This is a genomic window from Peptostreptococcus stomatis DSM 17678 (assembly GCF_000147675.1).
Classification (GTDB): domain Bacteria; phylum Bacillota; class Clostridia; order Peptostreptococcales; family Peptostreptococcaceae; genus Peptostreptococcus; species Peptostreptococcus stomatis.
This window is the reverse complement of record NZ_ADGQ01000056.1, coordinates 80,194-102,448: the sequence shown is the minus strand read 5'-3', so window position 1 is coordinate 102,448 and position 22,255 is coordinate 80,194. Positions and strand designations below refer to the sequence as shown.

Annotated in this window: 24 protein-coding genes; 22 read left to right on the top strand and 2 right to left on the bottom strand. The window is 39.1% G+C overall.

What is annotated here, in order from left to right; all coding sequences use genetic code 11:
- From mfd to rpmE, 9 genes are all read left to right on the top strand, one after another.
- A complete protein-coding gene (gene mfd, locus HMPREF0634_RS05500; protein WP_007789663.1) occupies nucleotides 1–3,405 on the top strand; it encodes a transcription-repair coupling factor in 3,405 nt (1,134 codons plus the stop codon).
- Nucleotides 3,406–3,417: 12 nt separating this feature from the next.
- Nucleotides 3,418–4,479: a peptidylprolyl isomerase gene (locus tag HMPREF0634_RS05495; RefSeq protein ID WP_007789764.1), complete on the top strand. Its 1,062-nt coding sequence runs from the start codon at nucleotides 3,418–3,420 to the stop codon at nucleotides 4,477–4,479.
- Nucleotides 4,480–4,785: 306 nt separating this feature from the next.
- Entirely contained in the window at nucleotides 4,786–6,408 is a 1,623-nt protein-coding gene (locus HMPREF0634_RS05490; RefSeq protein WP_007789741.1) for a putative polysaccharide biosynthesis protein, read from the top strand.
- Nucleotides 6,409–6,412: 4 nt separating this feature from the next.
- A complete protein-coding gene (locus HMPREF0634_RS05485; protein ID WP_007789677.1) occupies nucleotides 6,413–7,426 on the top strand; it encodes an SAM-dependent methyltransferase in 1,014 nt (337 codons plus the stop codon).
- 160 nt (nucleotides 7,427–7,586) lie between these two features.
- On the top strand, nucleotides 7,587–7,868 hold the full coding sequence (locus tag HMPREF0634_RS05480; protein WP_007789649.1) for an HU family DNA-binding protein: 282 nt from the start codon (nucleotides 7,587–7,589) through the stop codon (nucleotides 7,866–7,868).
- 138 nt (nucleotides 7,869–8,006) lie between these two features.
- Nucleotides 8,007–8,246, top strand: a complete 240-nt coding sequence (locus tag HMPREF0634_RS05475; protein WP_007789672.1) for an RNA-binding S4 domain-containing protein — start codon at nucleotides 8,007–8,009, stop codon at nucleotides 8,244–8,246.
- Nucleotides 8,247–8,271: 25 nt separating this feature from the next.
- Nucleotides 8,272–9,165 (top strand): UTP--glucose-1-phosphate uridylyltransferase GalU, encoded by an 894-nt coding sequence (galU, locus tag HMPREF0634_RS05470; RefSeq protein ID WP_007789701.1) that lies wholly within the window; start codon nucleotides 8,272–8,274, stop codon nucleotides 9,163–9,165.
- 131 nt (nucleotides 9,166–9,296) lie between these two features.
- Nucleotides 9,297–10,739, top strand: coding sequence for a transcription termination factor Rho (gene rho / locus HMPREF0634_RS05465; protein ID WP_007789737.1), 1,443 nt, complete (start codon nucleotides 9,297–9,299; stop codon nucleotides 10,737–10,739).
- 105 nt (nucleotides 10,740–10,844) lie between these two features.
- On the top strand, nucleotides 10,845–11,045 hold the full coding sequence (gene rpmE / locus HMPREF0634_RS05460; protein ID WP_007789643.1) for a 50S ribosomal protein L31: 201 nt from the start codon (nucleotides 10,845–10,847) through the stop codon (nucleotides 11,043–11,045).
- A gap of 111 nt (nucleotides 11,046–11,156) precedes the next feature.
- Here rpmE and HMPREF0634_RS05455 read toward each other — a convergent pair whose 3' ends face one another.
- Nucleotides 11,157–11,483 (bottom strand): AzlD domain-containing protein, encoded by a 327-nt coding sequence (locus tag HMPREF0634_RS05455; protein WP_007789724.1) that lies wholly within the window; start codon nucleotides 11,481–11,483, stop codon nucleotides 11,157–11,159.
- Entirely contained in the window at nucleotides 11,476–12,195 is a 720-nt protein-coding gene (locus HMPREF0634_RS05450) for an AzlC family ABC transporter permease (protein ID WP_007789670.1), read from the bottom strand. The genes HMPREF0634_RS05455 and HMPREF0634_RS05450 overlap by 8 nt, the downstream gene beginning before the upstream one ends.
- 129 nt (nucleotides 12,196–12,324) lie before the next feature.
- Between HMPREF0634_RS05450 and prmC the strand changes: the two genes are divergently transcribed.
- The 13 genes from prmC to atpG all read left to right on the top strand — a co-directional run bounded on the left by prmC (nucleotide 12,325) and on the right by atpG (nucleotide 22,249).
- Nucleotides 12,325–13,239, top strand: coding sequence for a peptide chain release factor N(5)-glutamine methyltransferase (prmC, locus tag HMPREF0634_RS05445; protein ID WP_050786362.1), 915 nt, complete (start codon nucleotides 12,325–12,327; stop codon nucleotides 13,237–13,239).
- Nucleotides 13,240–13,336: 97 nt separating this feature from the next.
- Nucleotides 13,337–14,401 (top strand): peptide chain release factor 1, encoded by a 1,065-nt coding sequence (gene prfA, locus HMPREF0634_RS05440; RefSeq protein WP_007789614.1) that lies wholly within the window; start codon nucleotides 13,337–13,339, stop codon nucleotides 14,399–14,401.
- Nucleotides 14,402–14,498: 97 nt separating this feature from the next.
- Entirely contained in the window at nucleotides 14,499–15,536 is a 1,038-nt protein-coding gene (locus HMPREF0634_RS05435; RefSeq protein ID WP_007789641.1) for an L-threonylcarbamoyladenylate synthase, read from the top strand.
- 55 nt (nucleotides 15,537–15,591) lie between these two features.
- Complete coding sequence (gene rpiB / locus HMPREF0634_RS05430; RefSeq protein ID WP_007789766.1) at nucleotides 15,592–16,038, top strand: ribose 5-phosphate isomerase B; 447 nt, start codon at nucleotides 15,592–15,594, stop codon at nucleotides 16,036–16,038.
- Between the two features lie 21 nt (nucleotides 16,039–16,059).
- A complete protein-coding gene (gene upp, locus HMPREF0634_RS05425) occupies nucleotides 16,060–16,689 on the top strand; it encodes a uracil phosphoribosyltransferase (protein WP_007789627.1) in 630 nt (209 codons plus the stop codon).
- A 212-nt stretch (nucleotides 16,690–16,901) separates the two neighbouring features.
- On the top strand, nucleotides 16,902–17,141 hold the full coding sequence (locus tag HMPREF0634_RS05420) for an AtpZ/AtpI family protein (protein ID WP_007789731.1): 240 nt from the start codon (nucleotides 16,902–16,904) through the stop codon (nucleotides 17,139–17,141).
- Between the two features lie 66 nt (nucleotides 17,142–17,207).
- Nucleotides 17,208–17,609, top strand: a complete 402-nt coding sequence (locus tag HMPREF0634_RS05415) for an ATP synthase subunit I (protein ID WP_050786361.1) — start codon at nucleotides 17,208–17,210, stop codon at nucleotides 17,607–17,609.
- A gap of 4 nt (nucleotides 17,610–17,613) precedes the next feature.
- Nucleotides 17,614–18,318 carry a F0F1 ATP synthase subunit A gene (locus HMPREF0634_RS05410; RefSeq protein ID WP_007789632.1) on the top strand — a complete coding sequence of 235 codons (705 nt, stop codon included), beginning with the start codon at nucleotides 17,614–17,616 and terminating at the stop codon, nucleotides 18,316–18,318.
- 52 nt (nucleotides 18,319–18,370) lie between these two features.
- Nucleotides 18,371–18,634 (top strand): ATP synthase F0 subunit C, encoded by a 264-nt coding sequence (gene atpE / locus HMPREF0634_RS05405; protein ID WP_007789619.1) that lies wholly within the window; start codon nucleotides 18,371–18,373, stop codon nucleotides 18,632–18,634.
- 35 nt (nucleotides 18,635–18,669) lie between these two features.
- Complete coding sequence (atpF, locus tag HMPREF0634_RS05400; RefSeq protein ID WP_007789652.1) at nucleotides 18,670–19,176, top strand: F0F1 ATP synthase subunit B; 507 nt, start codon at nucleotides 18,670–18,672, stop codon at nucleotides 19,174–19,176.
- The gene (locus HMPREF0634_RS05395; RefSeq protein WP_007789754.1) at nucleotides 19,169–19,711 is read left to right on the top strand and encodes a F0F1 ATP synthase subunit delta; all 543 of its coding nucleotides are present in this window, start codon (nucleotides 19,169–19,171) and stop codon (nucleotides 19,709–19,711) included. Before atpF ends, HMPREF0634_RS05395 begins: the two co-directional genes overlap by 8 nt.
- An 18-nt stretch (nucleotides 19,712–19,729) precedes the next feature.
- Nucleotides 19,730–21,232, top strand: coding sequence for a F0F1 ATP synthase subunit alpha (atpA, locus tag HMPREF0634_RS05390; RefSeq protein ID WP_007789647.1), 1,503 nt, complete (start codon nucleotides 19,730–19,732; stop codon nucleotides 21,230–21,232).
- An 18-nt stretch (nucleotides 21,233–21,250) separates the two neighbouring features.
- A complete protein-coding gene (gene atpG, locus HMPREF0634_RS05385; protein WP_007789659.1) occupies nucleotides 21,251–22,249 on the top strand; it encodes an ATP synthase F1 subunit gamma in 999 nt (332 codons plus the stop codon).
- The last annotated feature ends 6 nt before the right edge of the window (nucleotides 22,250–22,255 follow it).

Sequence of the window (22,255 nt, the reverse complement as noted above, 5' to 3'; positions counted from 1 at the left end):
ATGGAAGACGTACTAATATACCCCTTGAAAAATGACAAGGACTATAGCGGTATACTATCTGCCATAAATGGAGAGGGGAATATACATATAAGTGGCCTGTTACCAGTGAGTAAGCCTAATATGGTATATTCTATATTCAAGGATAGCTCCAGGCAGGTCATGTATATAGCTAATACAGAGTATGAAGCAAAAAAAATATATGATGAATTAAGTGTTTACCTAAATAAGAAGGTTGAATTCTTGACTACGACCGACATCCTATTTTACCACCTGGATGCCAGAGATAGGAAGGCGGATGCTAGAAACCTGAAAACCATATTGAGACTACTGAAGAAGGAAAAGATAATCCTGGTTACTTCAGTAGAGGCTATCACAAGGAAGTATGTTCCCAAAAAGATAATCCTGGACAATATATTCAAACTAAAGGTGGGTCAAAGCATGGATATGCAGGACCTTGCTAGGAAATTAGTAGATCTTGGCTATCAGAGGGTCGGTAAGGTTGAAGGATTTGGCCAGTTTAGTATGAGGGGTGGCATAATAGATGTATTTACCCTTATGTATAACTTCCCACTGAGGTTAGAATTTTTTGATGATGAGATAGACTCTATTAGGGAATTTGATATATACTCACAAAAGTCGATTGACAAGTTCAAGTCTGTGACAATTACCCCATCCAGGGACTTTATATACCCTGATAATGTAGGTATGGCCGTGGAAAAAATCAGGGCAGACCTAAGTGATATAACAGACTCAGATGTATTTAGGAATATAGAAAAAATAGGGGCCAAGGAATATTTTGATGGTCTGGAAAACTATATAGACTATATGTATGAGGGCCAGGACAAGAGTCTTTTTGAGTATCTGGAAGATGATGCCCTTATATTTATAGACGATATATCCAGGTACAGGGAGAGGTTTAAAAATATCCATTCAGAATTTAAGGACAAGTATATGCTAAACCTTGAAAGAGGTCTGGCTATTAAGGGTCAGGGCAAATTACTCTATTCCTTAAGTGATTCGATTTACTGGATGGGTGATAGGAAGCTGATAGTAAATTCTCTACTAAACAAGCCTGTCAATGATATGAATATCCAACATGACTTTAGCATTGATACCAGGGAAGTACCTAGCTACAGTGGTAGGATAGACATGTTTGTAGAGGATGTAAAGAGGTTGAGGCATGCTGGCTACAAGCTGGTTATAGCTGCTGCCACTAATGATAGGGCAAAAAAACTATCAAATATGTTAAATGACAATGATATAGATAACATCTATACTTCCAAGAGGGACTTGGAGATAAAGACATCCCAGGTGGTTGTCTTGGCAGCCAATATAGGCCAGGGATTTCAATATCCTTCTATCAAGTTCCAGGTAATCACAGATAGGGAGATGTTGGGAGCCAACAAACAGGGCAAGAAGTCCAAGTCCAAGAAAAAGAAGAAGGCCAATTCTTCAAAGATAGATTCTTTCTTGGACCTAAAGGTTGGAGACTATGTAGTCCATGAAAATAGTGGTGTCGGTAAGTATACCGGCATTGAACAAATCACTGTCAACAATATCAAGAGGGACTACTTAAAAATTGTATACCAGGGTGGTGACAACCTCTATGTACCTATAGACCAGATGGACAAGGTCCAGAAATATATAGGTGGAGATGTAGAGAGGGTCAAATTAAATAAATTAGGCAGTCATGACTGGTCCAAGGCCAAGCACAGGGTCAAGAAGGAAATCGAGGATATGACCAAGGAACTGATAGACCTTTATGCTAAGCGTGAGGCAAGAAAGGGCTATAAGTTTTCTAAGGATACCATATGGCAGGGCGAATTTGAAGAAAAGTTTCCTTTCCAAGAGACTGATGACCAGCTAAAGGCCATTAAGGATACCAAGAAGGATATGGAGTCTAGTAAAGCCATGGATAGGTTGATATGTGGTGACGTAGGTTACGGAAAGACAGAGGTAGCCATCAGGGCAATATTCAAGGCAGTCATGGACGGCAAGCAGGTAGCAGTCTTGGTGCCAACTACCATCTTGGCCCAACAGCACTACAACACCTTTGTGGAGAGATTTGAAGAATACCCTATGAGGGTAGAGGTCTTGTCTAGGTTCAAGACGGCCAAGCAACAGAAGGATATAATCAAAGATGCAAAAAAGGGTCTAGTTGATGTATTAATTGGAACCCACAGGATAGTGTCTAAGGATATAGATATGCCGAAGTTAGGCCTGGTAGTTGTTGATGAGGAGCAGAGGTTTGGTGTAAGACACAAGGAGTCTCTCAAGAAGATGAAGGCCAATGTAGATGTCTTAACCCTATCGGCCACACCTATACCAAGGACCCTACACATGTCCTTGAGTGGTATAAGGGATATGTCGATTATAGAGGAACCTCCACAGGAGAGGTATCCAGTCATGACCTATGTTACAGAGGCCAAGGACAGTATTATCCAGGATGAAATTCAGAGGGAGTTGACCAGGGCTGGTCAGGTTTTCTTTGTATATAATAGGGTAGAGGGTATAGATGAAATGGCGGCCAGGATTAGGAGGCTAGTCCCAGATGCCAAGGTGGGAGTTGCCCATGGAAGAATGTCATCTAACCAGTTAGAAAACACGATTTTGTCCTTTTTGTCTAAGGAATTTGATGTCTTAGTCTGTACAACAATTATAGAGACAGGAATGGATATAGCCAATGCCAATACCATGATAATATACGATGCAGACAAGATGGGCTTGTCCCAGCTCTACCAGCTAAGGGGTAGGGTAGGCAGGTCTACTAGACAGGGGTATGCCTACTTGATGTATGAGAGAAATAAGGTACTAAGCGAGGTTGCTGAAAAGAGGTTAAAGGCCATCAAGGAATTTACAGAGTTTGGTTCCGGCTTTAAGGTTGCTATGCGAGACCTTGAAATAAGAGGGGCAGGAGATGTTCTAGGTGCCCAACAGCATGGCCATATGGCTGTTATTGGTTATGAACTCTATGTAAAAATGCTCAACCAGGCCATAGCCAAGGTCAAGGGACAAGAGGTTGAGGAAAGCCTTGATGTAGAAATAGACCTAACAGTCAATGCCTTTATACCATCTAGCTACATAGAAGATGAAATGATCAAGTTGGAAATGTACAAGAAGATTGCAGCCATTGATAGCAAGGAAGACATGTATGAAGTAGAGGAAGAGCTGGAAGATAGGTTTTCAGATATACCTAGGGAAACTCAGACTCTTTTAAAGATAGCCTATGCCAAGGTACTCTGTAGAAAGTTAAAGATAGAAAAAGTTAAACAGACAGGTTCCACTATAGACCTAGCACCACTTACCAAGTACGAGACCAAGGAGGTCGGCAGTACAGAAATAGTAGAGGAGTTATTGGTCATGTTAGAGGGTTTCTGTCAAAATATAGATAAAATTATAAATTAGGAGGATGTAATTTTGAAAAAAGTATTAGCAATTTTATTGGCTGCAGTAGTGGGATTATCTACAGTGGCGTGTTCAAGTGATGATGTAGCGTCTGTAGACGGAAAGGGTATCTCAAAGAAGGAGTACATAGAGCAGCTAAAGTTTACAAAGTTGATGTATGAGATGCAGTATGGTGACAAAATTTGGGACCAGATGAAGTCTCAGAACAAGGAATATCAGGAAACTGTTAAGAAGAATGTTCTTCAGTCTATGGTTAAGTCTAGGGTATACCTAAGCTATGCAGAAAAAAATAATGTAAAGCCAGATGAAAAAGTCCTAAGCCAGTACAAGAAAAAGAACAAGGAAGCTTTTGAAAATGCCAAGGCTAAGGAAAAGTTTGAGAAGGCAGGAATAGACCAGGCCTTCATGGACAAGTATTCTGAACAGGCGGCTACAATGACAAGCCTATTAAACTTCTTACAGAAGAAGGCAATGCCTACAGAGGAGGAGGTAAAGGCTAAGTTTGAAACAGAAGGAGATAAGCTAGATGCTTCTCATATCTTAATCAAGACTGTTGATGATAATAACAAGCCTCTTTCAGATGAAAAGAAGGCTGAGGCTAAGAAGAAGGCTGAAGACCTACTTAAGCAGTTGAAGTCAGGTACAGATTTTGCTGAATTAGCCAAGAAAAATTCTCAGGATCCAGGAAGTGCTGCCAAAGGTGGCGCCCTAGGTGAATTTGGTAAGGGCCAGATGGTTTCTGAATTTGAAAAGGCGGCATTTGCCCTTAAGGAGGGTGAAATATCTCCTATAGTTGAAACGCAGTTTGGTTACCATATTATCAAGTTAAATAAGAGGGTAAAGGCAGACTATGAAAAGAGCAAGGATAAAATAAAGACAAGTCTTATAAATGAAAAGATTAAGAAGTTGGTTGATGAGATAGTAAAGGGAACTAAGACAGAAATACACGAAGACAAGTTAAAGGATATTCCTTTTGATGATACTGAAACTTCAAGTGATAAGAAGACTGATGAAAAAAAGTCAACTGATACAAACAAGTCTAATGATTCAAACTCAAAGGACTCTAAGAAATAAGCTTATATACTAACAAGCAATAAAGAAGACTTAAAAAGTCTGGACTCTTTATTGACTAAGAAAATTATTAAGAGGCTACCCAATCATTTTAGATAAGGTGGCCTCTCTTGTGTTTGTTTTTCCAAAGGCTATATATTTTAAAAAAGTTTTTTAGACAGTTAAAGATAAATCAATAATCTATGATATAATATAGGTTGAATTACTATGAGTAAGTATTTGATTACAGGTAAATTTGAACAGAGATTATGTATCTAGGAGATTTACGGACTTTGATGAGTATAGACAATTAAGTAGATGGAGGAAATAATGGGAGCACAAGAAAAAAAAGGTAATAAATTTATTAAGGGAACCCTGATACTGGGGGCGGCAGGAGTAATAATCAAGCTATTGGGAGCAGTATTTAGAATACCTCTAGGCTCCTTGATAGGGTCTGAGGGTATGGGCTACTACCAGACAGCCTACCCGGTATATGCCTTGTTTTTAACCCTGGCTACAGCCGGTTTTCCAACTGCTATAGCCAAGTTGGTCTCTGAACAGGTGGCCCTAGGCAACCATAAGGGGGCCAACGAAATATTTAAGATAACCCATATAATGCTTTTTGCTACGGGTCTTGTCATGTTTATAATCCTATTCTTTGGGGCGGACTTTATAGTTAGCAATGTCCAACACAATCCAAGTGCAGTTACGGCCATGAGGGCCATTGCCCCTGCCTTGTTGATTGTACCGTCAATGTCTGCCTACCGTGGTTACTACCAGGGTTACCAACAGATGAGCAGGATAGCAATATCACAGATATTTGAACAGGTATTTAGGGTCTTCCTAGGACTTGGCTTGGCCTATGTACTTATGAAGCAGTTTGGGCCTAAGATGGGTGCTGCAGGAGGTATATCAGGTGCGACCATAGGTGCCTTTGCATCCTTCTTGTTCTTGGTCCTAGTATACCTAAAGGACACAAAGAAGAGAAAAACTATGATTTCTGAGAGTGTAGGCTATGTGAAGAAGCCTATGGGTGAGATAGTAGAAAATATACTTTGGGTAGTTCTTCCTATAAGTATAGGAGCATGTATAATGCCTTTGGTAAATGTGGTTGACTCAGTTATAGTCATAATGAGGCTTAAGGTTGCCGGTTATACCCTATTGTCTGCCAACTCACTTTTTGGCCAGTTGACGGGTATGTCTATGCCGATTATAGCCATGCCAATGGTCTTTACTACAGCTATAGGTATGAGTTTGGTGCCGGCTATTTCAGAATCATATGCCTTGAAGGACTACAACCAGGCCAGACATAATGCCAAGCTGGCTATAAAGATTACCCTTTTACTTCTATTACCATGTGCCTTTGGTTTGGCTTCATTGTCTACACCGATAATGGCCCTATTATTCCCAAAACAGACGGGAGTTACCCTAGGTATGATCTTGTTTACCCTATCACCAGCCTGCATTTTCCTTGGTCTACTATATACATTTAATGGTATATTACAGGGGATGGGCAAGCCGATGGTTCCAGTTGTAGCCCTTCTATGTGGTATAGTAGGTAAGATAGTAGTAAGTTATGTATTGACAGCCATACCATCGATAAATATCTTGGGTTCAGCCTTTGGTACCCTTGTATCCTATGTGATAGCTGCGGCCATTGAATACGTATATATAAAAAAGTCGCTAAAGTTACAGTTCAACCAGATGGAATTCTTTATAAAGCCACTTTTAGTGGTTATGCTAATGTTTGTAGCAGCCAGGCTATCATATATAGGAATGGCAATTTTCTTGAATACTAAGATAGCTACCTTGATAGCTATTTCTATAGGTGGTCTAGTATATGTATTTGGTATCCTGGGATTTGGAGGTATTACCCAGGAAGAAATCCTAGCCATGCCAAAGGGTAACAAGTTGCTTGCTAAGTTGAAAAAATATAGGTTGATAAGGGGTTAGGTTTATGGCTCTTAGTATAGTAGGTTTAGGTGCTGGAGATATATCACAGATAAGTCATGGGGCCATGGAGCTCTTGAAGTCTGGTAGGCCAGTCTACCTGAGGACCGAAAAACATCCCATAGTAGACCTTTTGGATATAGGATATAGGTCTTTTGACCAATACTATGATAGTAAGGAAGACTTTGAGCAAGTTTATGAGTCTATAGCCAGGGAGCTTATCAACCTGGCCAGGGATACAGATATAGTTTATGCTGTACCAGGCCACCCTAGGGTAGCTGAATCTACGGTGGGGCTAGTTGAAAAATATGCCCTGGAAGAAGGGGTAGGTATAGAAATCATACCTTCCATGAGCTTTATAGATGCCATGTATAATTATCTGGGCTTTGATCCGGCAGAGGGTTTTAGGCTCTTGGATGCCTTCACTATAGACAAGGTTAATCTGGATGACCGGGCTAATATAATAGTTACCCAGGTCTATGATAGGTATATAGCCTCTAATGTAAAGTTGGTACTAATGGACTACTACCAGGACGACCAAGAGGTATGGATAGTCAGTGGCGCAGGTATTAAGGGGCTAGAAAGAAAGACAAGGCTAGCCTTGTACGACCTGGATAGTCAAGCCAATGACTTTGACCACTTGACCAGTGTATATATACCAAGGTCTGATGGAAGGCCAGGTCAGGGAAGGAAATACAGGGCTCTTGAGGATATAATAAGGGGATTAGAAAGTCAGGACCTTGGTGAGATGTTAGAAAGGCTGGAAGTAAAACTCCTTAAGGCTGGTCTTGAATTAGATAAAGATATGAAAGACTCTTATGAAGTTATACTCAATAGGATGCTTGCAGTTTGTCAAAAGGCCAAAAAAGACCTTGATTCTGACTTTGAACTTATGTTAGAAGACTTATCTGACCTTCTATATGCCCTGACCCTTATGGCTAAAGAGGGAAGCAGGGAAGGCTATTTTGACCTGGATGAACTATCTGATATGGCATATTTTTCCTATTTTGAGGCTGAATAAACTAGGATTTGAGTTGAAAATTGTAAAAAAAAGATAAAAAATACAAATTATTTGTATAAAAATATTGAAAAATGAACAAAAGTTATGTATAATAATGTTGTTAACTAGAAAGTGAGTTACATTTTTTATTGTGAAATTATAAATATAGGAGGTAGTTATTGTGAACAAGGCAGAATTAGTTGCAAAGATGTCAGAAAAGAGTAATTTAACAAAGAAGGAAAGTGAATTAGCATTAAATGCATTCATGAAGGTTGTTGAAGAAACTCTAGTAGCTGGAGATAAGGTTCAGTTAGTAGGATTCGGTACTTTCGAAACTAGAGAAAGAGCAGCTAGATCAGGAAGAAACCCTAGAAAGCCAGAAGAAGTTATAGAAATACCAGCTTCTAAGGCACCAGTATTCAAGGCTGGTAAGGGTCTTAAGGAATTAGTAAACAACAAGTAATAAAAGCGAATTTAATAAAGTTTACTACAAAATAGTATTGACAGTGTAAATTGTCAGTACTATTTTTTTCTTGTGTGGTATAATAGATAATAGTATAAATAAGGAATTTGTAATAAATATTGTAAAAAGGAAGTTAGGATGAGATTAGATAAATACCTTAAGGTGTCAAGGATAATTAAAAGAAGGACAGTAGCCAAAGAGGCTTGTGAAAAGGGACTGGTAGAAATAAATGGTAAGTTAGCCAAGTCGTCTTCAGAGGTGAGGGTAGGTGATGTCCTTAGAATCACATTTGGTGAGAGAATTGTTGAATATAGGATAACAAATATAAAAGAACACGTCTTAAAGGACGAGGCTAAAGAATTGTATGAATTAGTTTAGCTTATTGAAAGCTGGAGGAAGTATAATGAATAAGGTAGTGAAAAAAGCAGTAATACCAGCTGCCGGTTTGGGAACGAGGTTTTTGCCTGCAACCAAGGCTCAGCCTAAGGAGATGTTGCCAATAGTAGACAAGCCGACTCTTCAGTATATTATAGAAGAGGCAGTAGCATCTGGTGTTGAAGAAATCTTGATAATCACAGGCAGGAATAAGAAGTCTATAGAAGACCACTTTGACAAGTCTGTAGAGCTGGAATTAGAATTGGAGAACAAGGGTAAGACAGACCTGCTAGAAATAGTGAAGGGCATATCAAATATGGTAAATATCCACTATATAAGGCAGAAGGAGCCTAAGGGTTTGGGTGATGCCATATACTGTGCCAGGTACTTTATAGGTGACGAACCCTTTGCTGTTATGTTGGGTGATGACATGGTGGATAATGGCCAGGGGGAGCCTTGCTTAAAGCAGTTGATAGATGCCTATGAAGTCCACAATGCCAGCATACTTGGTGTCCAAGAGGTCGACAAGGAAAATACTGACAAGTACGGTATAATCGATGGTAAAAAGCTATCAGACAATATATATAAGGTAAATGCCCTGGTTGAGAAGCCAGACCCAGACCAGGCCCCATCAAATGTGGCTATCCTGGGTAGGTATATAATTACACCTCAGATATTTGATATTCTGGGCCAGATACCACCGGGCAAGAATGGTGAAATCCAACTGACTGATGCCCTGGAGATATTAAAGGACAGGGAAGATATGTATGCCTATGTATTTGAGGGCAGGAGGTATGACCTGGGGGACAAGCTGGGCTTTTTGCAGGCTACAGTTGATGCAGCCCTTAAAAAACCAGAACTTAGAGATGAATTCTTGAAGTATTTAAACCAGGTTTGTGAAAAGGAAAATAGTGAAAGGTAGTTATTTAAATGGCTAAGAAGAATAAAGTCGTATATAAGGTGGTATCTATTCTAATAGCACTAATGTTTGCGGTCTCTAGTGTGGCCTTTGCTATTAGTGTATTGATAGGTGATTAAGATAAGGAGGCCCTTATGACAGATAGAGAAATTGAAAAATTAAAAGGCGAAAGTTTAGTAGAATTGAGGGTTAAGGCGAGAAATTTAGGGGTTAAGTCGGTTACTACCTACAATAAGTCTGGCCTAATAGAAAAGATAAAAGAAGCTATACAGGGTGGAAATACTGATTCTAGTCAAGGTCTTGACAATAAGGAAGACCTTAATAGACAAGAAGAAATAAATGAAGATACCAAGAGGCATGGCGGAAATCCAAGTGGAGAAAGAGGTCAGTACAAGAGCCAACAAGATGGCAACCAGGGCCAGCAAAAGAGGGTCCTATATATGACTCCTCCAGAGATGAACGAAGATAATAAGGCTGAAGGTGTACTTGAAATCCTACCAGATGGATTTGGTTTTTTGAGGGGAAGTAACTACTTGTCAACAGAAAATGACACCTATGTATCTCCCAACCAGATAAGAAAGTTTGGCCTTAAGACTGGAGACTTTATAACCGGTGTAGTAAAGCCAGAAAATCCAAATGAACGTTTTAGGGGTATGATGTATATATATAAGGTGAATGGAGATGATATATCAACTGGAAGGTCAAGGACCCCATTCGAACAGCTATTGCCAATATATGCAGATGAAAAACTGGTTTTGGAAACTGATAGAGAGGGTATTTCTACCAGGATAATCGACCTTTTTGCACCTATAGGTAAGGGACAGAGGGGTATGATAGTGGCACCACCTAAGGTTGGTAAAACTGTATTATTGAAGAGTGTTGCCAATAGTATCACTAAAAATTATCCGGATGTGACCCTAATAGTTCTATTGATAGATGAAAGGCCGGAAGAAGTTACAGATATGATGGAGTCTATAGATGGTGAGGTAATATATTCAACTTTTGACCAGGCATCTTCCCACCATGTAAAGGTGGCCGAAATGGTATTGAGTAGGGCCCAGAGGTTGGTAGAGCACGGCAAGGATGTAGTTATCCTACTGGATAGTATAACCAGGCTAGCCAGAGCCTATAACCTTACTATAAATCCAACGGGAAGGACCCTTACTGGTGGTCTAGATCCAGGAGCCCTATATGGACCTAAGAAGTTCTTTGGTGCAGCTAGAAATATAAGAAATGGTGGTTCCTTGACTATATTGGGTACAGCCTTGATAGATACAGGGTCTAGGATGGATGATGTAATCTTTGAAGAATTCAAGGGTACAGGTAATATGGAACTTCATCTTGATAGAAACCTGGCAGAAAAGAGGATATTCCCTGCCATAGATGTATATAAGTCAGGAACAAGGAGGGAAGACCTCCTATTGACTGCTGAAGAGATAGATGCCCTGTACAAACTTAGGAGGTCATTTACCAATGGTAACAACCAGAATATATCTGATAACATAATAGAGGAAATGAAAAAAACTAGGGATAACAAGGAATTTATAGAAAAGATTAATCAAATTAATTTTAAATAGTGGCTATAAAGTTATTGAACTAAGTCATATATTGTGTTATAATAAGGGAGTTGAATTTTATTAGAATCGGAAAGGTTCGTTATTATAAAGAGAGGAGTGAATTTCATGCAGAAGGATATACAGCCAAACTACAAGGAAGTTGAAGTACGTTGTGCTTGTGGAAATACATTTATGGCAGGATCAACTCAGGACGAGATAAGAGTAGAAATCTGTTCAGAATGTCATCCATTCTATACAGGTAAGCAGAAGAATATCGAAAAGGGTGGAAGAATCGATAAGTTCAAGAAGAGATTCAATATGGAGTAATCTTACACCTAGATTAATATTTAAATTCGAATTTATGTATTAAGGGACTATTGCAAATTTTGCAGTAGTCTTTTTTTGTAAAAAATCACCCCCACATGAGTGGGGGTAGTTTTAAAAAAAGTTTAGGGCGATAAGCATTATAATTCCACCGGAAACAACTGATACACCTATATTCCTAAATTTAACCGATATCAGGATTATCAGTATAAGTGGTATCAACTTAATATTTGAAATTGACAAGAATAACTGGCCGTTTTTAAAGAATATATCCTTTACTATCATGGCTATAAAAACACCTAGGGGGATATATTTTATAAATCGATCGAATTCCTTTGAATTGCCACTCTTGCCCAAGATTACGAAGGGAAGGTACCTCATGGCAAACATAAATATAAATGATACACCTATTATGCACAGTTTTAATATATTATCATTCATCTGTGTCCACCAACTTTCCTTTTTTTTCATTATTCTTATCTATAAAGTATCCTATGCTAGTTACTATTAGGGCAACTATAATCAGGTCTAGGCCACCCTGGTAGATGTATAATACTACAAATGATACAAGTATGGCTATGACTAGGATGAGTAGGTCTTGCTTATTTTTAACCTGTAAGACAGCCAGGATTACAAACATACTAGACATCATAAAGGTTCCCATATCCAATGGTATATCTATAATTTGACCAAAAAATCCACCGAGTAGGTTGCCTATCAAGCCAAATATACAGCTAAAGATATTGACATATAGGGCAAGGTCCCCATCCCATTCAGGGTCATTCTCGTAGCAGGTCTTATTGATAGCAAAGGTTTCATCAGCTATAAACATGGAGAAGACTAGCTTCTTCCATCCCTTGAGATTTTTGGTATCATTTACCAGGGCCGAGCTATACAGGGTATTTCTCAGGTTTGTAATTATGATAGTTAGGGTCAGATATATAGATATCTGGGGATTTATACCCCCTATTAGCATATTGGAGGCTATAAATACTGCACTGCCTGAAAAGACAAATATGGTAATTAATGTTATGTCTAGTAGGTTGAAGCCTACCTTACTTATCATAGTACCGCCTATGAAGCCCAAAGATACATAACAAAAGGCTATGGGGAGGGCGGTTATAAGGGCTTTTTTTATCTTTTTTAAATTCATATATTCTCCTTTTAACTCTGCTATTATTCTTTATATTAATTCTTCTGTCAATCTTATTAGACTATTACCCTATTTTACCACAAGTTATCCTATCTATGATATAATTCTAAAGGTAAAGAGAAAGAGAGAGTGAATTTAGCAGTGCTAATTAAGGATATAATAGAAAAATATAGTGGTCTTTTGTCAGCTACAAGCCCTACAGCCAGGCTAGATGTAGAGATAATCTTGTGCCATATCCTAGGCTGGGACAGGGTAAAGTTGATGATTAATTATGGCCAGGACCTAGACTCGGATAAGATGTCTATTTTTGAAGATATGATAGCCAAGAGGTTGGACCAGATGCCCATAGCCTATATAATAAATAAGAAGGAATTTATGGGCCTAGACTTTTATGTGGATGAGAGGGTCTTGATACCAAGACCGGATACAGAACTGTTGGTAGAGGACCTGGTGGAAAGTATAGGAGAGATGGAAAGTACTAAGCAGGCTAGAGATATAAATGTCCTGGATATGTGTACTGGGTCAGGTGCCATCATCCTTAGTGGGGCTAGTCTATGGAAGGATAGGGCAAAAGAAGATTCTGGCAAAGCCAAGGATGGGACTGTTAACTTTATAGGTGTTGATATATCCAAGTCGGCCCTGGAGGTAGCGACTATAAATAGAAAGTCTTTTGGACTGGATACAGTTAAGCTTATAGAATCGGACCTCTTTACTAATCTTGGTGACTACAGGGGATGCTTGGATATAATAGTATCTAATCCACCCTATATAGAAGACCAGGTTATAGAAGGTCTAGAAAGGGATGTAAAAGACTATGAGCCTAGGTTGGCTCTGGCCGGTGGTAATGATGGGATGGACTTTTATAACAGGATTATAGAAGATGCCTATGACTACCTTAAACTGGGTGGAAAACTAGTCTTTGAATCAGGCCATGACCAGGCAGAAAAAATACTAAAAAAGATGGCTCAAGTTGGCTATACCAAGGCATATACAAAAAAGGATATACAGGGTTTTGACCGCCTTGTTGCCGCCTATAAATATTGACATTTTAGGTCGACTTATGTTAAAATATACAATTGATTATGTGGAAATTTAGGAATAATATATATGTTTAGATAAAATACAGGAAGGTGAAAATCAAATGCTAAATAAGCTAAAGGTTTTGGAAGATAAGTACAAGGAACTAAGCCAAAAAGTAGCAGATCCTGATATAATCAGTGACCAACCTACTTGGCAAAAGTTGATGAAGGAAACTTCTGAAATAGAACCAATTGTAATGAAGTACAGGGAATACAGTAAGGCAAGCCAAAGTATTGCAGAATCAAAGCAGATACTTGAAGAAGAGAGTGACGAAGACCTAAGAGAATTGGCCAAGATGGAGCTATCTGAGTCTGAAGCCCTACTAGAAGAATATGAAAATGAACTAAAGATACTACTAGTACCAAAGGACCCTAATGATGAAAAGAATGTTATCATAGAGATTAGGGGTGGAGCTGGTGGTGATGAAGCAGCCCTATTTGCAGGAGACCTGTTCAGGATGTACTCTAGGTATGCAGAAAGAAGGGGTTGGAAGACTTCATTGATGAGTTCCAATGAAACTGGAGTAGGTGGCTACAAGGAAGTATCCTTTATGATAAAGGGTAAGGGGGCCTATTCTAGACTAAAGTATGAATCAGGTGTTCATAGGGTTCAGAGAATACCTACTACAGAATCTGGTGGTAGAATACATACATCTACGGCGACAGTAGCTGTATTACCAGAGGTAGAGGACGTTGAAATAGATATAAATCCAGAAGATGTAAGGGTTGACGTATTTAGGGCATCAGGTAATGGTGGCCAGTGTGTCAACACAACTGACTCAGCGGTTAGACTAACTCATATACCTACAGGTGAAGTTGTTTCTTGCCAGGACGAAAAGTCTCAGTTAAAGAACAAGGAAAAGGCCATGAAGGTATTGAAGGCTAGGCTTTATGACAAGGCCCTGGCTGAACAGCAGAAGGATATAGCTGCAGAAAGAAAGAGCCAGGTTGGTACTGGAGACAGATCAGAAAGAATCAGAACATATAACTTCCCACAAGGAAGGGTTAGTGACCATAGAATTAATTTAACCCTATATAAGTTAGATTCATTTATAGACGGGGATTTAGATGAAATGATAGATGCATTGATCACAGTTGACCAGACTGAAAAGATGTCATCAATATAATCTAGATATTTTTAAAAGGCTTTGGTTTTACTAAAGCCTTTTTTAGAGAAGTAATCCTTTTAAATAAGAGATAAGACTTGTAAAGAAGGTTGATTTTATGAAAACACTTATAAAAGAAATAGATGTAAACAAGCCAGACAAAGACTTGATAGCAGTATTTGCCAGTATGCTGGCTAGTGGTAAGACAGTGATTTTCCCAACGGAGACTGTCTACGGCCTGGGGGCAAATGCCCTGGATGAAGAGGCAGCTGCCAAGATATACCAGGCCAAGGGGAGGCCAAGTGATAATCCCCTTCTAGTTCATATTGCAGATAAGGAGGATGTCTACGGTCTGGTGGAGAATATAGATGATAGGGCAAAATTATTGATGGACAAATTTTGGCCAGGTCCCTTGACCATAGTTTTCAAAAAAAAGGATATTATACCAGATAGGACCAGTGGTGGCCTGGATACGGTGGCCATTAGGATGCCATCAGACCAGGTGGCCAGAGACCTGATAAGGCAGGCAGGGGTTCCAATAGCAGCACCCTCAGCGAATATATCAGGCAGGCCATCCCCAACCAAACCCGAGCATATAATCAGGGATATGGATGGTAGGGTAGATGGAATACTGGTCGGAGGACCTTGTAACTATGGGGTAGAGTCCACTATTGTTGATCTATCCGGTGATGTAGCCATGGTGCTTAGGCCAGGTAGTATAACCTTGGAAATGTTGGGAGAGGTCCTAGGCCAGGTAGACCTAGACCCGTCTTTGAAAAATAAGGACGATAATATCAGGGCCAAGGCTCCAGGCATGAAGTACAAACACTATTCGCCCCAGGCCCAGGTCTATATAGTAAGGGCTGGTGACCAGGAAGACTTTGCCAGGAGGGTGGATGAACTATGCTTGGACAATGCCAAGAAGGGACTAAAAACCGGAGTTCTGACCAGAAGTTCTGACCAACACCCTTATCAGGCCCAGGTTTTTGACCTAGGGGAGTCTGATGCTGAAGTCGCAAAGAACCTGTTTGATAGCCTTATAAGCCTTGATAGGGAATCTATAGACATAGCCTATGTTCCCTACTTTGAGGAAAAAGGTCTAGGTGTAGCCATAATGAATAGGCTGAAAAAGGCAGCTGGCTACAGGATTATATAATAGTATATAAAGCTATACTGTCGTGTAGTTAAAATAAAATTTTGGAGGAATAAATATGAAAATAGCATTAGCATGTGATCATGGTGGACTAAACCTAAAAGCTGCTATAAAAAAGCACCTAGAAAAGTCAGGTCATGAAGTAGTAGATTTTGGAACTAATTCAAGTGATTCAGTAGATTATCCGGATTATTCTGAAAAGGCAGCAATGAGTGTTGCCAGTGGTGAAACTGAATGTGGTATCCTAGTGTGTGGAACAGGCATAGGTATCGGAATAGCAGCCAACAAGGTAAAGGGGATTAGGTGTGCAACAGTGGGAGATACTTTCTCTGCCAGGATGACTAAGGCCCACAATGATGCTAATATGATAGCCTTAGGAGAAAGGGTTACAGGCATAGGCCTTGGCCTAGATATAGTAGATGCTTACCTTAATTCATCATTTGAAGGTGGAAGGCACCAGAATAGGGTAGACAAGATAAGAGCGATAGAAAATAAAAATTTATAACATATATTTTAGGAGGAAGACATGAAAAGAGTAGTAATAACAGACCATCCATTAATTCAGCACAAGTTAACTTTAATGAGAAAGACATCAACGGGTTCAAAGGATTTCAGAGAGTTATTGACTGAGATAACTATGTTGATGGGTTATGAGGTTACTAAGGACCTACCACTTAGGGATGTAGAAATAGAAACACCTATACAGAAGACAATGGCCAAGGAACTAGACGGTAAGAAGTTGGCTATAGTTCCAATTCTTAGGGCAGGTATAGGTATGGTTGATGGCTTTATCAGCCTGATTCCAGCTGCAAAGGTTGGACATATAGGTCTATACAGGGACCCTGAAACATGTGAACCAGTAGAATACTACTGTAAGATGCCTCAGGATATAGGTGAGAGAGAAGTATTTTTGGTTGACCCTATGTTGGCTACAGGTGGTTCAGCTACAGCTGCCATAGAGCTATTAAGGGCTAGGGGGGCAAAGAATATCAGAATGATAAACCTAGTTGCTGCTCCAGAAGGTATAGAAGTAGTTCACAGCAAGTATCCGGAAGTAGACATTTATGTAGCTTCTGTAGATGAAAAATTAAATGACCATAAGTATATCGTACCAGGTCTAGGCGATGCTGGAGATAGATTATTTGGAACTAAGTAGTTTCAATAAAAACAGAGGTTGCACGGACTTTATTGTCAGTGCAGCCTTTAAGTTTTTTTAATACCTACTGGTATACATATAGACTTCCTTTGTGAACCTAATATGAAATCAATGTTAATAATTTTTAAAATTGTTAAATTTTGGGTATACTTAAGGGTAAGTAGGGTTAAAATGTGATATAATTAGTAGTCAATTGAATTTATGGAGGAAATATGGGTAAAAATAGCATATGGTTTGAAGCTATGAAGTCTTTTTCATTACTTACGCAATTAGGAATTATGGTAGTAGTGTGTATATTTGGATGCGGCTTTATAGGGATAACTATCGACAAGAAGTTGGGTACTTCGCCAATATTTTCAATAATATTCATAATATTAGGCATAGCAAGTGCCTTTGTCAGTCTATACAAGACCCTCAAGGTGTTCACTAAAAAGGAAGATAAATACAAGTAGACATCTTTGAAAAAGGGTTTTTAATAGTGTATAGGTTTATATGTTGATGGGTTAGGAAGTGATGCATTGGATAAACAACTGATAGAAAATTTGAAAAAAATATACATAGGTATAGGAGTATATGACCTGGTGGGACTGGTTGTGATAGCCTTGATTGGAAAGGCATCAGTCAGCACTATGGCTGGTCTTATAGCAGGCAGTATAGTTGCCATGCTAGGCCTATTTTCTATAGCTAAAAATTTAGATGGCCTAGGTGATAGGGACAAGACTAAAGCAACCCTGTCATCCTTGGGAAGCTATGCTTTCAGGATTTTTATCTATGGGGCCATCCTGGTTTTTGCAGCAACTACAAAGCATATAAACGTGTATACTGTTGCATTTGGCTTGATTAGTACTAATATAGTAATAAAAGCCCAAAACCTCCTTGGAGGCAAAAACTTAATAAAGAAAATGAGAAAGGAGGATTAGGCTTATGTATCAAGCAAAATATGTTCTCTATTTTGGTAACTTTAAACTAAGTGAGACCATAGTAACCCAGTGGATAATAATGGCCTTTTTGATTATAGTAGCCTTCTTGCTTACTAGGAACATTCAGAAAGTTCCAACCAGCAAGAAACAGGTCTTTTTGGAATGGGCAATTGGGGGACTTAGGAACCTGGTTACTGAGACTACGGGAACTGCTTTTATAAAGCGTGCACCTTGGATGATATCATATATTGGAACTATATTCTTGTTCTTTGTATGTTCGGACCTAATAGTAATGTTAGGATTTAGGTCACCGACTACAGACTTGGATACAACAGTAGCCTGGGCCTTGATTACATTCTTCATGATCTATGTCATGGGTGTAAAGTTCAAGGGTATGGCATATTTCAAGGGCTTGTTAGAGCCGACACCTTTGATGGCACCACTTAATATAATAGGTGAATTTGCAAGACCTATATCATTGAGTTTCCGTCCATTTGGTAATATATTGGGTGGTTCGATAATAATGTCCTTGTTCTACAAGATGCTGGAATATTTTTCAAGTATGATACCTTCATTGAAGATTCCGGTTGGTGAATTTTTAATACCGGTTCCACTACACCTATATTTTGACCTCTTTGCAGGTTCGTTACAGGCATTTATATTTATAATGCTGACTATGGTATTTGTAAGTGGAGCAACACAAGAGTAATGATAAGAAAAAAGTATAATATGGAAATAATAAAATTTAGGAGGAGAAGAATATGTTAGAAGGAATGAGTTTAGGAATAGCGATAGCAGGTTCAGCAATAGGTGCTGGTATAGCAGTTGCAACAGGTATAGGTGCAGGCGCAGGTCAGGGTTTTGCAGCAGGTAAGGCAGCAGAGGCAGTGGCCAACCAGCCAGAAGCAAAGAGTGATATCATATCAACTATGTTATTAGGTCAGGCGGTTGCAGAGTCTTCAGCTATATACGGTCTAGTAATAGCGATTATACTAATATTTGTTAACCCTTGGATACAGATGTAATCAAAGAATACAGCTAAAGATGGGAGGCAACAAATATGGAATTTAAGCCATTAGTAGGCTTGACATATGAGCTTTTCTTTACCCTAGCCAATGTACTGATATTGTTCTTGATATTGAGAAAGGTCTTGTTCAAGAAGATTATAGATGTCATGGATGCTAGAGATGCTGACATAAAGAACAATATAGAAGCAGGTCAGAAGGCAAAGGAAGAAGGTATGAAATTTAAGTCAGAATATGAAACTAAGATTCAAGATGCCCGTGATGAGGGTCAGATGATAGTTGATTTTGCCAGGAAGAGGGCGGAAGAGAAGTCTGATACTATAATTTCAGAAGCCAAGAAGGAAGCTGAATATATCAAGCAAAAGGCAAATAATGAAATTGCAAAGGAAAAAGAACAGGCCTTTAATAATATTAAGTCTGAGATTTCTGAGATAGCTGTATTGGCAGCATCAAAGGTTATCGAAAAAGATATAGACAAGGCTAAGCATGAAGATTTGATAGAGAACTTTATTAAAGAAGTAGGAGAAGCTAAGAATGATTAGTCAAGTTGCAAATAGGTATGCAGAGGCTTTATTTCAATTAGCAGAAGAAGAAAATCAACTTTCCGAAATATATTCAGAAATAGAGGATTTAAACAAGCTTATTTTAGACAATAAAAACTTATATGATGTATTGAGGTCCCCTTTTATAGGTAAGGACGAAAAATTGGATATAGCAGACAAGCTCTTCACTGACAAGCTATCAAGGGATGTCAGAAACTTTTTGATGGTCTTGATAGAGAATAAGAGGACTACTGAGCTGGATTCAATAGTGAAGTCATACAAGCTCATGTTGGATACAAAAAATAATGTTGCAGAAGGAAAGGTAATAACTGCTATAGCACTCAGTCCAGACAAGTTGGCTGAACTAGAGAGCAAGCTTTCTGCCAAATATAATAAAACAATAAAATTAACAAATGAAATAGACGAGAGCATACTAGGTGGTGCCCTTGTGAAAATAGGTAATGAAGAGATAGATGGTAGTATAAAGACCAGGTTAGATGGTATAAAGGATACCCTATCTCAGGTAATATCATAAGGAAATGGTGGTGAACCAATGAATTTAAAACCAGAGGAAATAAGTTCCATAATAAAAAGTCAGATTAAGAATTATGACAATAAGATAAAACTTACCGACACTGGTAGCGTATTAAGCGTTGGTGACGGTATAGCAAGTGTATATGGCCTTGAAAGTGTCATGTCAGGTGAGCTACTTGAATTCCCAAATAAGGTATTTGGTATGGCCCTTAACCTTGAAGAAGAGGTTGTAGGTGCCGTTATACTTGGTGATGATTCAAGTATCAAGGAAGGTGACCTGGTAAAGAGGACTGGTAGGATAGTTGAAGTACCAGTTGGCGAGGCCATGATAGGTAGGGTAGTAAATGCCCTAGGTCAGCCTATAGATGGTAGGGGAGATATATTAACTGACAAGACTAGACCAGTTGAGTATCCGGCACCAGGAATCATGAGCAGGAAGTCAGTATTTGAACCACTACAGACTGGTATTAAGTCAATTGACTCAATGATACCAATCGGTAGGGGTCAGAGAGAGTTGGTTATTGGTGATAGGCAGACAGGTAAGACATCTATACTTACTGACACTATTATCAACCAAAAGGGTAAGGATGTAATCTGTATATATGTGGCCATAGGCCAGAAGAGGTCAACTGTAGCCCAGTTGGTTTCAACTTTTGAAGAATTTGGTGCTATGGACTATACGATAGTAGTATCAGCAACAGCATCAGAATCTGCACCATTACAGTATCTAGCCCCATATGCTGGTGCTGCTATAGGTGAAGAATTTATGTACAATGGAAAGCATGTCCTAATAGTATATGATGACCTTTCTAAGCAGGCGGTTGCCTACAGAGAAATGTCTCTGTTACTAAGGAGACCACCAGGTCGTGAAGCCTATCCAGGTGATGTTTTCTACCTACATTCAAGACTACTAGAAAGGGCTGCCAAGTTATCTGATGACTTGGGTGGTGGATCAATGACAGCCCTACCGGTTATAGAAACACAGGCCGGTGACGTTGCCGCCTATATACCAACAAATGTAATATCAATCACAGATGGTCAGATATACTTACAGCCAGAGCTATTCTATGCAGGTGTCAGGCCAGCCGTTGACCCTGGTATATCAGTATCAAGAGTTGGTGGATCTGCCCAGATTAAGTCAATGAAGAAGATAGCTGGTACATTAAAGCTCGCATATTCTCAGTATAGAGAGCTTGCAGCCTTCTCTCAGTTCGGTTCAGACTTGGATGAAGATACTAAGAGAAGACTTGCCCAGGGACAGAGAATAGTAGAAGTTCTAAAGCAGGATGAACATAATCCTATAACAGTAGAAAACCAGGTAATTATAATATATGCAGTAATCAATAACCTACTAGCAGATATCGAGCTAGAAGATATAAAGAGGTTTGAGGCAGAACTATACAGCTATATGGATAGCGTACACCCTGAAATAATTAAAAAGATACTAAATGCTGAAGACTTTAACGAAGAACTTACAAAGGCAATAGAAGAGTTCAAGGTAAAATTCAAAACAGAAGTATAATTTTAAAGGAGGCGTACAATGGCAGGAGCTGGAATGAAGGCAATTAAAAATCGTATTGCCAGCGTAAATAGTACCAAGCAAATTACTAACGCCATGCATCTGGTAGCCTCATCAAAACTGAGAAAAGCTAAGCAGGCCACAGAAAACTCTAGTGCATACTTTAATACAATGTATGAAACTATAGTTGATATTTCAGTAAATACTAAGGGACTAAATAACCAATTTTTAAAGGCTAGAGACCTAAAGACTAGGTGTCACTTAGTAATTGCCGGAGACAGGGGTCTGGCAGGTGGATATAATTCGAGTGCTTTTAAAGAGGCAGAGAAGTATATGGGGTTAGTTGAAGATTACGTAATAACAGTTGGAAAAAAATCATATGATTATTTTTCCAAGAAAGATGTAAAGATAATAGATAGGATTGAATCAGTAGAAAAGTATGAGTATGAAGAGGTAAGGGCAATCACCGACAAGCTTATGAAGATGTATGAAGAAGGCCAAATCGATGAAGTCATCCTTACTTATACAGAATTTGAATCTGCATTGTCACAAAAGCCTAAGGCTATTAAACTGCTGCCTTTGGTTTTCGACCAACCACTTGAATATGGTGGTGAAAGATATAGGGAAATACAGGAAGAAAAAGATCCTAATGTCTATATTAGTGAAGAAATCCTTCGTGAAAGGTATGAAAGAAGAGAGGCTGAGGCCAAGGAGGCAGAAGAATTTATCAATAAATTCAAGAAGACGGAAACTGGTCCAAAAGCCAAGGTCAAGTACCTTCCTTCAGCGGAGAGTGTCCTAGAATTCCTTATACCTACCTATATCACGGGTACGGTTAATGGGGCTATAGTGGAGTCATATGCTTCTGAACAGGGAGCAAGAAGAACTGCCATGGAATCAGCTACAGACAATGCAAATGAAATGATTCAGAATTTAGAACTTAGCTACAATAGGGCTAGACAGGGTGCTGTTACCCAAGAAATAACGGAAATCAGCGGTGGTGTAGAAGCCCTAAAGTAAGGAGGA